Genomic DNA, 14,927 nt, shown 5'->3' with positions numbered 1-14,927 from the left:
GCTTCCGGCTGCCAGCCCTTGGCTTATTTGACCAGCGTGCGCCATTCGGCATGGGCATCGGTCTTGCCGGTGACCAGGTCGAAGTAGGCCTTCTGCAGTTTCTCGGTCACCGGGCCGCGGCGGCCGATGCCGATCTGGCGACCGTCGACTTCGCGGATCGGCGTGACTTCGGCGGCGGTGCCGGTAAAGAAGGCCTCGTCGGCGATGTACACCTCGTCGCGGGTGATGCGCTTCTCGACGATCTCGATGCCCATCTCGCGCGCCAGGGTCAGCACGGTGCCACGGGTGATGCCGTTCAGGCACGCGGTGACTTCCGGGGTGTAGATCACGCCATTCTTGACGATGAAGATGTTCTCGCCAGAACCCTCGGCCACGTAGCCTTCCGGATCCAGCAGCAGCGCCTCGTCGGCACCGCCGGAGACCGCTTCCTGCAGCGCCAGCATCGAGTTGACGTAGCTGCCGCTGGACTTGGCGCGGGTCATGGTGATGTTGACGTGGTGACGGGTGAAGGAGCTGGTGCGGATCTTGATGCCGTTCTCCAGCGCCTCGTCACCCATGTACGCGCCCCAGTGCCAGGCGGCGACGATCACGTGCACCTTCAGGTTGTCGGCGCGGATGCCCATGCCTTCCGAACCGTAGAAGGCCAGCGGACGAATGTAGGCGCTCTCCAGGCCGTTCTCGCGCACCGCGGCGCGGGTGGCTTCGTTGATCTCGGCCTTGGTGAACGGAATCTTCATGCCCATGATGTGGGCGGAGTCGAACAGGCGGTCGGTGTGCGCTTCCAGACGGAAGATCGCGGTGCCCTGCGGCGTGTTGTAGGCACGCACGCCCTCGAAGACGCCCATGCCGTAGTGCAGGCTGTGGGTCAGCACGTGGGTGGTCGCGTTGCGCCACTGCACCAGTTCACCGTCATACCAGATCACGCCATCACGATCGGCCATCGACATCGTTGCCAGCTCCTCAGAATTCGAAATTGCTTGGTAGCCCGACGAAGGGCTTCACTCGAGCCCCAGCTCGCGCCAGATACGCATGACCGCGCGGCGCTCGTCGTGAAATTGATCCCCACTCACCACTCCGGGCTGCTTCTGCAGTGATTGCCGGTGGGCGGCTGCACGGTAGGCCTTGTAGGCGTCCTGCAGCAGCCGGACCTCATCGCCGGTCATCAACCCGGCCTGCTCCAACCCATCGAGAATGCGGATGTTATCGGTATAGCGCAGCAGTTCAGGATGCTGGTGCGACCACGCCAAAGCGGCGTATTGCACCATAAATTCGATATCCACGATACCACCGGCATCCTGCTTGAGATTGAACTCTGCCGCGGCCTCGAACGCGTTGTCATCTACGCCGGCATGGCTGGAGCGGGTGCCGAGGTTGTCGCGCATTTTGGCGCGCATCTCGCTGACTTCGCGGCGCAGTGCGTCGAGATCGCGCGCCCGCCCGAGTACCACGGCGCGCACTCGCTCGAAGTCGGCGGTCAGCCGCGCACAGCCGGCCAGTACCCGCGCGCGCACCAGCGCCTGATGCTCCCAGGTCCAGGCCTCCTGGCTCTGGTAGCGCTCGAAGGCGGCCAGCGAGCCGACCAGCAGACCCGCCGCACCGGATGGCCGCAGGCGCATGTCCACCTCATACAGCTGGCCGGAGGTGGTCTGGGTGGTCAGCAGATGAATGATGCGCTGGCCCAGGCGGGTGAAGAACTGCGCGCTGTCGATAGGCTTGGCGCCATCGGTTTCGACCGCCGGATCGCCGTCGTGAATGAACACCAGATCGAGGTCGGAACCGTGCCCCAGCTCGATCCCGCCGACCTTGCCGTAGCCAACGATGACGAATCCCGGATCGCAGGGCGTGCCGTCGCTGCGCCGCGGTACGCCGTGGCGGGCGACCATGTAGCGCCAGGCGAGCATCAGCACCTCTTTCAGCACCGCCTCGGCCAGCCAGGTGAGGTAGTCGCTGACCTTCATCAGCGGCAGCGTGCCGGCGATCTCCGAGGCCGCAACGCGTAGCCGATGCGCCAGCTTGAAGTGGCGCAGCGCTTCCATCTGCTGCTCCAGATCGTCCTCGGGGATGCGCATCAGCCGCTCGCGCAGCTCGGCCGCCAGTTCCGGGGCCTGCGGCGGGCTGTACAGGCGCCCGGCGTTGAGCAACTCATCGAGCAGCGACGGAAAGCGCGCGATCTGTTCGGCAATCCAGGGGCTCGCGGCGCACAGCTCGAGCAAACGCCGCAGCGCGTGCGGGTTCTCGCTGAGCAGCACCAGATAGGCCGAACGTCGGGCGACCGCCTCGACCAGCGGCAGCACGCGCTCGAGCACCAGATCGGGATCGTCCTGCTCGACGACCAGCCCCAGCAGGCGCGGGATGAAGGCATCCAGCCGTTCGCGACCGAGCCGCTGCATGGTGCGCACCTGCTTGCCGTCGCGCAGCAGCGCCAGACGCTGGCAGGCCGTCGGGCCGTCGCGGAAACCCGCCTCGCTCAGCTGACCGGCGGCGAAGTCCTCGTCCCAGTCCTGCTGCCACAGCGCCAGCCATTCGCCGCCGTCAGGCAGCTCGCCGTCCTCGCTGTCGTCCTCGTCAGGGTCGGCGATGACCTGGCGAAAATGCCAGTCGATACGCCCGCGCCAGTGCAGCAGGCGTTCATGGAATTCGGTCCAGCTATCGAAGCCCAGCATGAAGGCGACACGCTCACAGTCGACCTCACTCTCCGGCAGCATCTGCGTCTGCCGGTCGGCGATCGCCTGCAGCGCATGCTCGGTGTAGCGCAGGAACTCGTAACCCTCGCGCAGCTCGTCGACCGCAGCCGGCGGCAGGTAACCCTGCGCCGCCAGCGTCGCCAGCACATCCAGCAACGGCCGCTGCTGCAGGCTGAGGTCACGACCGCCGTGGATCAGCTGGAAGGCCTGGGCGACGAACTCCACCTCGCGGATACCGCCGGCACCCAGCTTGATATTGCCGGCCATGCCCTTGCGGCGGACTTCCTGCTGGATCAGCTGCTTCATGCCACGCAGCGCTTCGATCGCGGAGAAATCCAGGTAGCGCCGGTAGACGAACGGCCGCAGCATTTTCAGCAGCTCCCGGCCCGCCTGCTGATCGCCGGCGACCACGCGCGCCTTGATCATCGCGTAGCGTTCCCAGTCGCGCCCCTGGTCCTGGTAATACTGTTCCAGCGCGTTGAAGCTGAACACCAGTGGCCCGGACGAGCCGTAGGGGCGCAGGCGCATGTCGACGCGGAAGGCGAAGCCGTCGACGGTGATGGCATCCAGCGCTTTGATCAGGCGCTGGCCGAGCCGCACGAAGAACTCTTGATTGTCCAGCGAACGCTTGGCGCCAACGGTTTCGCCGCCTTCCGGATAACCGAAGATCAGGTCGATGTCCGATGACAAATTGAGTTCGTGCGCGCCCAGCTTGCCCATGCCGAGCACGACGAGATGCTGCTGTCGGCCGGAGCGGTTACCAGTCGGCACGCCGAACTGCTCGCAATGGCGGGCGTAGAGCCACTGATAGGCGAGATCGACGCAGGCGTCGGCCATGTCCGACAGCTCGCGACAGGTTTGCGCCAGGTCCGCCTCACGCGCCAGGTCGCGCCAGACAATGCGTACCTGATGGCGATTGCGAAAGCGCCGCAGCAACACCGCCAGTGCATCCTCACTGTCGCACTCGGCCAGCGCCGCCGTCAGCAGAGCGCGCATCTCGCCGGGCGCCAGGGCGCGCTCCAGCAGCCCCGTGTCGGCCAGCTCCAGCAGCATCTGCGGATCTCGGCTAACCTGTTCGCTGACAAAATCGCTGGCGGCGCAAACGCGACCGAACGTTTCGCGCCGGGCAGCGGGCCACGCCGCCAGCATCTGTTCGGACGATTCGCCAAGGGCGCGCCGGAACGTCTCCTGCGCCCGGCTGACAAAAGGCTGAAGTGAAACAGGCAATGCAGCCAGTGGAGGCAGGCTCATGTAGGTCGTTTCCTTTTGTCACGTCGGAACAGCCGGATCGCGCGAGCTAGAGCCGCGCAAGCGCCACTTTGGAAGTATGGCCGCGCCCTGTGATTGTAGTTTTACTACTAAAGAATGCTGCAGGGGGCTGATCGCCGCGCAGTTTTGTAGTAAAACTACAGACGACCGGCCTACCCCGGCATATCCAAGAACATATAAACGCTCCCGCCCACAAAGCGGGTGCGCAGCAGGCAACCGATTCTGGAAGCCTTTCCGCCCTGGAGCAAGCCATGCAAGATCTCGATCCCGTCGAAACCCAGGAATGGCTGGACGCCCTGGAGTCCGTCCTCGACCGCGAGGGCGAGCAACGCGCCCATTACCTGATGACCCGGATGGGCGAGCTGGCCACCCGCAGTGGTACCCAGCTGCCCTACGCGATCACTACGCCGTACCGCAACACCATCCCCGTCACCCACGAAGCACGCATGCCCGGCGACCTGTTCATGGAACGCCGCATCCGCTCGCTGGTACGCTGGAACGCCCTGGCGATGGTAATGCGCGCCAACGTCGCCGACCCGGATCTGGGCGGCCACATTTCCACCTTCGCCTCCAGCGCGACGCTGTACGACATCGGCTTCAACTATTTCTTCCAGGCCCCGACCGAAGAACACGGCGGCGACCTGATCTACTTCCAGGGCCACGCCTCGCCCGGCATCTACGCCCGCGCCTTCCTCGAAGGCCGCATCAGCGAGGAGCAGCTGAACAACTTCCGCCGCGAAACCGACGGCGGCGGCCTGCCCTCCTACCCGCACCCGTGGCTGATGCCGGACTTCTGGCAGTTCCCCACCGTGTCGATGGGCCTCGGCCCGATCCAGGCGATCTACCAGGCGCGCTTCATGAAGTACCTGGAAAGCCGCGGCTTCATTCCGGCCGGCAAGCAGAAGGTCTGGTGCTTCCTCGGCGACGGCGAGACCGACGAGCCGGAATCGCTCGGCGCCATCTCCCTGGCCGGCCGCGAGAAGCTGGACAACCTCATCTTCGTCATCAACTGCAACCTGCAGCGCCTCGATGGCCCGGTGCGCGGCAACGGCAAGATCATCCAGGAGCTGGAAGGCAACTTCCGCGGCGCCGACTGGAACGTCATCAAGGTCATCTGGGGCCGCCTGTGGGACCCGCTGTTCGCCAAAGACGAAGCCGGCCTGCTGCAAGCACGCATGGACGAAGTGGTCGACGGCGACTACCAGAACTACAAGGCCAACAACGGCGCGTTCGTGCGCAAGCACTTCTTCGGTGCGCGCCCCGAGCTGCTGGAAATGGTCAGCGACATGTCCGATGACGAGGTCTGGAAGCTCAACCGCGGCGGCCATGATCCGTTCAAGGTGTACGCGGCCTACCATCAGGCGGTCCACCACAAGGGCCAGCCGACCGTCATTCTGGCCAAGACCATCAAGGGCTACGGCACCGGTTCGGGCGAGGCGCAGAACATCGCGCACAACGTCAAGAAGGTCGACGTCGAGAGCCTGAAGGTGTTCCGCGACCGCTTCGGTGTACCGATCGCCGACGACCAGCTCAAGGACCTGCCGTTCTACAAGCCGGAGCCGGACAGCCCGGAAGCCAAGTACCTGCAGAAGAAGCGCGAGGCGCTCGGCGGCTTCGTACCGCAGCGGCGCACCAAGAGCTTCAGCATCCCGACGCCGCCGCTGGAAACCCTCAAGGCGATCCTCGACGGTTCCGGCGATCGCGAAATCTCCACCACCATGGCCTTCGTCCGCGTGCTGGCGCAGCTGATCAAGGACAAGGACCTGGGCAAACGCATCGTCCCGATCATTCCCGACGAGGCGCGCACCTTCGGCATGGAGGGCATGTTCCGCCAGCTCGGCATCTACTCCTCGGTCGGCCAGCTGTATCAGCCGGTGGACAAGGATCAGGTGATGTTCTACCGCGAGGACAAGAAAGGTCAGATCCTCGAGGAAGGCATCAACGAAGCCGGCGCCATGTCCAGCTGGATCGCCGCGGCGACCGCCTACAGCAACCACAACCAGCCGATGCTGCCGTTCTACGTGTTCTACTCGATGTTCGGCTTCCAGCGCATCGGCGACCTCGCCTGGGCGGCTGGCGACAGCCAGGCGCGCGGCTTCCTGATCGGCGGCACCGCCGGTCGCACCACGCTCAACGGCGAAGGCCTGCAGCACGAGGACGGCCACAGCCACATCCTCGCTTCGACCATCCCGAACTGCCGCACCTATGACCCCACCTACGGCTACGAGCTGGCGGTGATCATCCGTGAAGGCATCCGGCAGATGACCGAAGAGCAGCAGAACATCTTCTATTACATCACCGTGATGAACGAGGCCTACCAGCAGCCAGCCATGCCTGAGGGTGTCGAGGAAGGCATCATCAAGGGCATGTACCTGCTCGAAGAAGACAAGATGGACGCCGCGCATCACGTCCAGCTGCTCGGCTCGGGCACCATCCTGCGCGAAGTGCGCGAGGCAGCGAAGATGCTGCGCGAAGACTACGGCGTCGCCGCCGACGTCTGGAGCGTACCGAGCTTCAACGAACTGCGCCGCGAAGGCCTCGCCGTGGATCGCTGGAACCTCCTGCACCCGCACGAGAAGCCGCGCCAGTCGTACGTCGAGCAGTGCCTGACCGGCCGCAAGGGTCCGGTGGTGGCCTCCACCGACTACATGAAGCTGTTCGCCGACCAGATCCGCCAGTGGGTTCCGTGCAAGGAATTCCGCGTGCTCGGCACCGACGGCTTCGGCCGCAGCGACACGCGCAAGAAGCTGCGCCATCACTTCGAAGTGGATCGCAACTGGGTCGTGCTGGCCACGCTGGAACAGCTGGTCGCACGCGGCGAGATGGAAGCCAAGGTACTGGCCGAAGCCATCGTCAAGTTCGGCATCGACGCCGATAAACCCAATCCGCTGGACTGCTGAGGAGCGAAGCCATGAGTGAATTGATTCGCGTACCCGATATCGGCAGCGGCGAAGGCGAAGTCATCGAACTGTTCGTCAAGGTCGGCGACCGCATCGAGGCCGAGCAGAGCCTGCTGACGCTCGAGTCGGACAAGGCCAGCATGGAGATCCCGGCACCCAAGGCCGGGGTGATCAAGGCGCTGAAGGTCAAGCTGGGCGATCGCCTGAAGGAAGGCGATGAGCTGCTCGAGCTGGAAAGCGACGGCGGCGAAGCCAGTGCCGAGGCGTCCGCCGAACCGGCCGCACAACCGGCCCAGGCACCCGATACCGCCGCAGCCAGCGCCCCGACCGCCAGTGCCGAACCGACGCCGGTAGCGGCTGGCGGTGCCGAGCAGAGCCAGCAGGTCCATGTGCCGGACATCGGCTCGTCGGGCAAGGCCCGCGTGATCGAGCTGTACGTCAAGGCCGGCGACCACATCGAAGCCGATCAGAGCCTGCTGACCCTGGAGTCCGACAAGGCGAGCATGGAAATCCCCTCGCCAGCCACCGGCGTGGTGGAAAGCGTGACGATCAAGCTGAACGACGAAGTCGGCACCGGTGACCTGATCCTGACCCTCAAGGTCCAGGGCGCCGTAGCGGCCGCGCCCGCTCCGGCAGCGGCACCGACCACCCCGACCGAGCCGACCAAGGCCGCCACGCCTGCCGAAGCCGATCGCAAGCCGGCCCCCACCGCGCAGACCGAAGCGGCCAAGCCGGTTGGCGCGCCCAGCCGCGACGGCACCAAGGTGCATGCCGGCCCGGCCGTGCGTCAGCTGGCGCGTGAGTTCGGCGTCGAACTGGCAGCAGTCACCGGTAGCGGTCCGAAGGGCCGCATCCTCAAGGAAGACGTGCAGCAGTACGTCAAGAGCATGCTGCAGCAAGGTCCGCAGACCGCTGTCGCCGCCAGTGGCGGCGCCGGCATTCCGCCGATCCCGGCGGTGGACTTCAGCAAGTTCGGCGAGATCGAAGAAGTCGAGATGAGCCGCCTGATGCAGATTGGCGCAGCCAACCTGCATCGCAGCTGGCTGAACGTGCCGCACGTGACGCAGTTCGAGTCGGCCGACATCACCGAGCTGGAAGCCTTCCGCGTGGCGCAGAAAGCCGCCGCCGAGAAGGCCGGCGTCAAGCTGACCGTACTGCCGCTGCTGCTCAAGGCCTGTGCGCACCTGCTGCGCGAACTGCCGGACTTCAACAGCTCCCTGGCCCCCAGCGGCAAGGCGCTGATCCGCAAGAAGTACGTGCACGTGGGCTTCGCGGTGGATACTCCGGACGGCCTGATGGTCCCGGTGATCCGCAACGTCGACCAGAAGAGCCTGCTGCAGCTGGCCGGCGAGGCCGCCGAGCTGGCGGAGAAGGCGCGCACCAAGAAGCTCTCGCCGGACGCCATGCAGGGCGCCTGCTTCACCATCTCCAGCCTCGGCCACATCGGCGGTACCGGCTTCACGCCGATCGTCAATGCGCCGGAGGTGGCGATCCTCGGTGTCAGCAAGGCGACCATGCAGCCGGTGTGGGATGGTTCGGCCTTCCAGCCGCGCCTGATGCTGCCGCTGTCGCTGTCCTACGATCATCGGGTGATCAACGGCGCCGCCGCCGCGCGCTTCACCAAGCGCCTGTCGGAACTGCTGGCGGATATCCGCACGCTGCTGCTGTAACTCGCGGAACGAAAAACGCCGCATCCCTCACAAGGATGCGGCGTTTTTGTTTGCCGTCCGATGGCTCTGCCGCCGCTAGCCCTTCTGCAGATTGCGGATGAGGAACGACAAGGCCTTGGCCAGCTCTTCGGCACCCGCGGGATCGCGCAGGATGGTGACCAGCGGCGTGCCGTCGGCGGGACTGTCGATGATGCACACCAGCCCCTGCGGCGGACAGCGGTAGCTCAGATAGGGATCGAGACCGAACACCGACAGATTGCGATTGTGTACCGCGATGCCGTTGCCCGGGCCACGCACTTCTTCGCGAACCTGCAGTTCGCCGGATTTGCCGATGCTCAGGCGATAGCTGAGATCCTGCGGATTGGCGACACCGACCTGATAGGCGACCCGCAACGCGTAGCGGTCCAGCAGGCCGTTACCATGCGCCAGCAGCGCTTCGCGCTCACCGGCAAGACCGTAGCGAGACTTCAATTCCGAGAGGTAGTGCTCGGCTTCGCCACCACTGAATTGCGCCTGATCGGCGGCGTGTGAGTGCAGGGCGACATAGCTGCAGATCGACGCCGCCAATAACTTCAACCACCGACTTGTCAGCCTCTGTCGCATGATGCACCCTTGCCCGAAGTTAATATTATTTCGCCATCCTTGAAGTCCGCTGTAGCAGTGCAACAGCGCAACCAGCCGGTCCGGCCAGCATACTGGAAGCCAAGCGCTCGATGAAAATACATCCCGATGCCGCCAGCCGTCTGGCGCCCGAGGTTGTGATGCAGTTGCCAGTGCCTTCCCGGCTTGGAATGCTGCGTTTCGAGCGTCTGAACGAGGCCAGCTGGCTGCTGCTCTATCTGGATCCTGCCTGCGAGCGCCACTTCGACGTGGCGGCCAACGAGCTGTGCTCGCTGATCGACTCGCCCTACGCGAGCCTGATGGAGCCGTACGCCCGGCACCAGCTGCACGACGATATCCAGCAGCAGCTCCTGAACCAGCCGCACTATTGCGTCGAATACCAGCTGCACACTCCGCGCGGCACGCTCACGCTGACCGAAGTGGGCGAGCGCTGCCGCAAGTACGGACGCGAACTGCTGGTCGGCTACCTGATCGTCGGCAAACCGGCCGCCGCCGCGCCGCTCAATGGCGCCACCTCCGGCATGCACACCATGCTCGACCCGCCGGCACGCGACGAACAGCTGGAACAGCTGGTGCGCTCGCGCGCGCAGCAGCAGCTGATCGTGCGCCTGGCCCGTCACCGCTACGCCTCCGACAACCCGCAGCTCGAAGCCGCCGAACTCATCACCCAGGCCGCCTGCGAGGCCTACGAGGTCTGCCGGGCCGCCATCTGGCGGCTCAACGGCACGCAACTGGAGGCGGTCGCCGCCTTCCGCCGTGACGACGACGGTTACGAGTACCCCGCCGTGGTCGATCTGGCCCCGTATCCGCAGTACCTCGAAACGCTGCACAGCAGTCGCACCCTCGATGTCAGCGACGTCGTGCACGACTCGCGCACGCATGAGCTGGCGCAAAATCTGCTGATTCCACGCGGAATCAGCTCGATCCTCAGCGCAACGATCCGTATCGGCGGCGAGATGGTCGGCCTGCTCTGCCTACAGCACGACGGCCCGCCGCGCCGCTGGCAGCCTGACGAGGTGGCGTTCGCCGGCGAACTCGCCGACCAGTACGCGCAGGTCCTGGCCAACCAGCAGCGCGTCAGCGCGACCCACATGCTGCACCTGTTCCAGCGTGCGGTGGAACAGAGCGCCAGCGCCTTCATCCTGGTCGATCGCGAGGGCCGGGTGGAATACGTCAACCCGAGTTTCAGCGCGATCACCCAGTTCTCCGCCGAAGAGGTGCGCGGCCAGCTGCTGACTGACCTAACCAGTCTGGAGAACCTCGGTGCGCTGCTCTCGGACACGGCCTCCTCGCTGGCGCATGGCAATAGCTGGCAAGGCGAATTCCGCAGCCGACGCAAGAACCTGGAGCCGTACTGGGGCCAGCTGTCGATCTCCAAGGTGCTCAACGATGCCGGCGAGCTGACGCACTACATCGGCATCTACGAGGACGTCACCCAGAGCAAGCTGGTGCAGCAGCACATCGAGCGCCTGGCCTACACCGACAACCTGACCAGCCTGGGCAACCGCCCGTACTTCATCCGCAGCCTGGAAGAGCGCTTCGCCGGCAACCGCACGCCCCAGCTGTGCCTGTTGCTGGTGGACATCGACAATTTCAAGCGGATCAACGACACCCTCGGGCATCAGACCGGCGACCGGCTGCTGACCAGCCTCGCGCAGCGCCTGCGCAACGGCCTCAGTCGCGATGGTGTGCTGGCGCGCTTCGCCAGCAACGAATTCGCCCTGCTGCTCGACGACATGGACCTCGAAGCCGGCCAGCGCCTGGCGCAGCAGGTCCTGCGCACGCTCGACAAACCACTGTTCGTCGACAAGCAGCTGATCAGCGTCAGCGGCTCGATCGGCCTGGCCTGCGCGCCGCTGCACGGCAACGACCCGGAGACGCTGATGAAGCATGCCGGCCAGGCGCTGCACAAGGCCAAGGCCAACGGCAAGAACCAGCTCCAGGTGTTCACCGACGCGCTGCACACCGAGGCCAACAACAAGCTGTTCGTCGAAAACAACCTGCGCCGTGCGCTCACCCACGACGAGCTGGAGCTGTTCTACCAGCCCAAGCTCTGCCTGCGCTCGGGGCGCTTGCAAGGCGTCGAGGCACTGCTGCGCTGGAATCACCCGACCCGCGGCATGATCAGCCCGGACCAGTTTATCAGCGTGGCCGAGGAAACCGGGCTGATCATCCCGATCGGCAAATGGATCGCCCGCGAAGCCTGTCGCATGGGCGTGCGGCTGTCCGCGCTGGGGCTGGGCCGGCCGCAGGTGGCGATCAACCTGTCGCCCAAGCAGTTCTCCGACCCCGAGCTGATTGCCTCCCTGGCCGCCACCCTGCGCGAGGAACAACTGCCGGCCGCGCAGCTGGAGCTGGAGCTGACCGAAGGCCTGCTGCTCGATGCCACCGAACAGACTCGCCAGCAGCTGCTCGGGCTCAAGGCGCTAGGCGTGACACTGGCGATGGATGATTTCGGTACCGGCTACTCGTCGCTCAGCTACCTGAAGAAATTCCCCATCGACGTGATCAAGATCGATCGCAGCTTCATCAAGGACATTCCCGACAACCAAGACGACATGGAGATCACCTCGGCGGTGATCGCGATGGCGCGCAACCTGCGTCTGAAAGTCGTCGCCGAGGGCATCGAGAGCCCCGCCCAGCTGGCCTTCCTGCGCCGCCAGCGCTGCGATATCGGCCAAGGCTATCTGTTCGACAAGCCGATCCCGTCGTCCCGCCTGCTCGAAGCCTTGCGGCGCTATCCACACTGGGCCTGAACGCCGCGGCGACCGGACGGCGACTAACGCTTCAAGACACCGCCGACCTCCGGTAGCCTGACTGATGTCTTTCGCTCCGGCCGAGGTTGTCACCATGCCGCTACGCTCGCAGATTCTCGTGCATCAGAACGCGCTGCCCACCGCCGAACAGGCGCTGCCGGGCCGCTCCATGCCGATGGCGGTACCTGAGGCCCATTACGTCAACGGCCATCCGCTGCAACCACCATTTCCTGCCGGCCTGCAGCAGGCGCTGTTCGCCCTCGGCTGCTTCTGGGGTGCCGAGCGGCGCTTCTGGGAACAGCCCGGCGTGTGGACGACCGCCGTGGGTTATGCCGGTGGCTTCACGCCGAATCCGACCTATGAGGAAGTCTGCTCGGGTCTGACCGGACACACCGAAGCCGTGCTGGTGGTATTCGATCCGCAGCAAATCGATTATCAGACGCTGCTCACCGTGTTCTGGGAGTCGCACAATCCCACCCAGGGCATGCGCCAGGGCAACGATGTCGGCAGCCAGTACCGCTCGGCGATCTACTGGCTGGACGACAGCCAGCGCGAGCAGGCACAGACCAGCCAGGCGGCGTTCCAGCGCCAGCTCAGTCAGGCCGGCTATGGCGCGATTACCACAGAGATTGCGCAGGCACCGACGTTCTATTACGCCGAGGGCTACCATCAGCAGTACTTGGCGAAGAACCCGGGTGGCTACTGCGGCCTGGGCGGTACTGGTGTGCGTCTGCCCGGCTGATGCCGGCGCAGATTATGTTGCGCGCAAAAAGAAAAACCCCGCCAAGGCGGGGCTTTGCAGACTGTGAATCCTGACATCCGTGATCGTGCGCCATCCTGGCGCCACTCCTTTCTCGTCCTTCTTTTCGATTGCGCTACCTTGCGCCGAGGTCCGAGTGCAGAAGAGTACTGACCGCCTCGCCGAGGCAGTAGTAGCCATCTTACATCACGCGCTGTAAGCAATTTCCTACAAGCAAGTCATCCTTGATCCGCTTTGTAGGTGATTGCTTACAGCGACGTGCTTTCTAGGACCGGAGTAGTGGCGCAAACGTTCCACGCACATGGCCGATTAATTTCATTACGCCGCCAGATTAAGCCGGTGCTCAGAACTCCTCGGCCGCCAGCAGGTACAGCGAATCGCTGCCGGCGCGTACCGAGGCGGTCAGCGAATGGATGCGTGGCAGCAGACGGGCGAAGAAGAAACGCGCGGTGCCAAGCTTGCTGCGGTAGAAGACTTCGTCCTTGCCCAGCGCCGCGCGCGCCATCATCGCCCACATGTAGGCGTAGGCGGTGTAGCCGAACACGTGCAGGTATTCCACCGAGGCTGCGCCGATTTCGTTCGGATTCTGCTTGGCCTGCTCCAGCACCCAGGCGGTCAAGTCGTCCAGATTGTCCAGCGCGGCCTGCAGCGGCTCGACGAACTCGGCCAGTTCCTGCCCGGCAGAAGCAATGAAACCACGCACCTCGTCGGCAAAGTTGCGGTACAGCTCGCCACCGCTGCCCACCACCTTGCGGCCGACCAGATCGAGCGCCTGAATGCCGTTGGTGCCTTCGTAGATCTGCGTGATGCGGCAGTCTCGCACCAGCTGCTCCTGCCCCCATTCGCGGATGAAGCCGTGACCGCCGAACACCTGCTGGCCATGCACGGTGGCCTCCAGGCCCATATCCGTGAGGAAGGCTTTGGCTACCGGCGTCAGCAGGGCGACCTGCGCATCGGCACGCTGGCGTGCTTCGGCATCATCGCTGAACTTGGCGATATCCAGCTGCAGCGCCACGTAGCTGGAGAATGCGCGGCCACCTTCGTTCAACGCTTTCATGGTCAGCAGCATCCGGCGCACGTCCGGATGCACGATGATCGGGTCGGCCGCCTTGTCCTGCGCCACCGGACCGCTCGGTGCGCGGCTCTGGATGCGCTCGCGGGCGTAGTCGATAGCGCTCTGGTAGGAGCGCTCGCCGGTGGCCAGGCCCTGGATGCCGACGCCCAGACGCTCGTAGTTCATCATGGTGAACATCGCCGCCAGGCCTTTGTTCGGCTCGCCGACCATCCAGCCGGTGGCACCGTCGAAGTTCATCACGCAGGTGGCCGAGGCCTGGATACCCATTTTGTGCTCGATGGAACCACAGGACACGGCGTTGCGCGTCCCCAGCGAGCCGTCCTCGTTGACCAGCACCTTGGGCACCAGGAACAGCGAGATACCGCGCGAACCGGCCGGCGCGTCCGGCAGTTTGGCCAGCACCAGATGGATGATGTTCTCAGTCAGGTCGTGCTCACCGCCGGTGATGAAAATCTTCGTGCCACTGACCTTGTAGCTGCCGTCGGCCTGCGGCTCGGCGCGCGTGCGGATCATGCCCAGATCGGTTCCGGCGTGCGGCTCGGTCAGACACATGGAGCCGGCCCAGACGCCGCTATACATGTTCGGCAGATACTTCTGCTTCAGCGCCTCGCTGGCATGCGCGTGAATCGACAGGCAGGCGCCGGACGTCAGCATCGGGTACAGACCGAAAGCCAGGCTTGCGGAGTTCATCATCTCCTCCACCTGCGCCGAGATGACCTTGGGCATGCCCATGCCGCCGTAGGCCGGATCACCGCCAACTCCGACCCAGCCGCCCTCGGCGTACAGGCGATAGGCCTCGGGGTAGCCCGCCGGCGTGCTGACCTGCCCGGCGTCCCAGCGGCAGCCTTCCTCGTCGCCGCTGCGGTTCAGCGGGGCGATGGTACCGGCGGTAATCTTGCCGGCTTCTTCGAGAATGGCCTCAGCCGTCTCGGCATCCACCGCCTCGGCCAGCACCGGCAGGGTCTGCCAGAGCTTCGGCGCCTCGAAGACTTCATTCAGGACGAAACGCATATCGCGCAGCGGCGCTTGGTAATCAGCCATGTGCAAATCCTCGCAAGACACGGTTTGGCGGCCTCGGCGGGCCGTTTCCAGCGAGTCTAAACCAATAACGAATGCCGGACTAAGCGTCTTTTAGTGACCGATAAGTTTTGGCTGGTCACATTCGAAATACCCTTTTTCGGGCTCCAGAATG

General features: G+C 64.9%; 8 protein-coding genes. 4 read left to right on the top strand and 4 right to left on the bottom strand.

Annotation, left to right across the window (positions count from 1 at the left end; all coding sequences use genetic code 11):
* Positions 1–23: 23 nt before the first annotated feature.
* Entirely contained in the window at positions 24–947 is a 924-nt protein-coding gene (locus tag NAV27_RS01865) for a branched-chain amino acid transaminase (protein ID WP_043295460.1), read from the bottom strand.
* Positions 948–998: 51 nt separating this feature from the next.
* Positions 999–3,935 (bottom strand): bifunctional [glutamate--ammonia ligase]-adenylyl-L-tyrosine phosphorylase/[glutamate--ammonia-ligase] adenylyltransferase, encoded by a 2,937-nt coding sequence (glnE, locus tag NAV27_RS01860; protein ID WP_102827941.1) that lies wholly within the window; start codon positions 3,933–3,935, stop codon positions 999–1,001.
* A gap of 269 nt (positions 3,936–4,204) precedes the next feature.
* Between glnE and aceE the strand changes: the two genes are divergently transcribed.
* The gene (aceE, locus tag NAV27_RS01855; protein WP_102827942.1) at positions 4,205–6,853 is read left to right on the top strand and encodes a pyruvate dehydrogenase (acetyl-transferring), homodimeric type; all 2,649 of its coding nucleotides are present in this window, start codon (positions 4,205–4,207) and stop codon (positions 6,851–6,853) included.
* A gap of 11 nt (positions 6,854–6,864) precedes the next feature.
* Positions 6,865–8,523 (top strand): dihydrolipoyllysine-residue acetyltransferase, encoded by a 1,659-nt coding sequence (gene aceF, locus NAV27_RS01850; RefSeq protein WP_102827943.1) that lies wholly within the window; start codon positions 6,865–6,867, stop codon positions 8,521–8,523.
* Between the two features lie 75 nt (positions 8,524–8,598).
* Here the strand turns inward: aceF and NAV27_RS01845 are convergent, their stop codons facing one another.
* Positions 8,599–9,090, bottom strand: coding sequence for a hypothetical protein (locus NAV27_RS01845; protein ID WP_102827944.1), 492 nt, complete (start codon positions 9,088–9,090; stop codon positions 8,599–8,601).
* A gap of 146 nt (positions 9,091–9,236) precedes the next feature.
* Here NAV27_RS01845 and NAV27_RS01840 point away from each other — a divergent pair, with 146 nt between their 5' ends.
* Both NAV27_RS01840 and msrA read left to right on the top strand, forming a co-directional pair.
* On the top strand, positions 9,237–11,900 hold the full coding sequence (locus NAV27_RS01840; protein WP_102827945.1) for a putative bifunctional diguanylate cyclase/phosphodiesterase: 2,664 nt from the start codon (positions 9,237–9,239) through the stop codon (positions 11,898–11,900).
* Positions 11,901–11,994: 94 nt separating this feature from the next.
* Positions 11,995–12,642: a peptide-methionine (S)-S-oxide reductase MsrA gene (gene msrA / locus NAV27_RS01835; RefSeq protein ID WP_102827946.1), complete on the top strand. Its 648-nt coding sequence runs from the start codon at positions 11,995–11,997 to the stop codon at positions 12,640–12,642.
* Between the two features lie 361 nt (positions 12,643–13,003).
* Here msrA and NAV27_RS01830 read toward each other — a convergent pair whose 3' ends face one another.
* The gene (locus tag NAV27_RS01830) at positions 13,004–14,776 is read right to left on the bottom strand and encodes an acyl-CoA dehydrogenase C-terminal domain-containing protein (protein WP_102827947.1); all 1,773 of its coding nucleotides are present in this window, start codon (positions 14,774–14,776) and stop codon (positions 13,004–13,006) included.
* Positions 14,777–14,927 lie beyond the last annotated feature (151 nt).

It is taken from the genome of Stutzerimonas degradans, from assembly GCF_024448505.1.
GTDB classification, from domain to species: domain Bacteria; phylum Pseudomonadota; class Gammaproteobacteria; order Pseudomonadales; family Pseudomonadaceae; genus Stutzerimonas; species Stutzerimonas degradans.
Note: the sequence above shows the minus strand (reverse complement) of the source record. Positions and strands in the feature narration are given on the sequence as shown.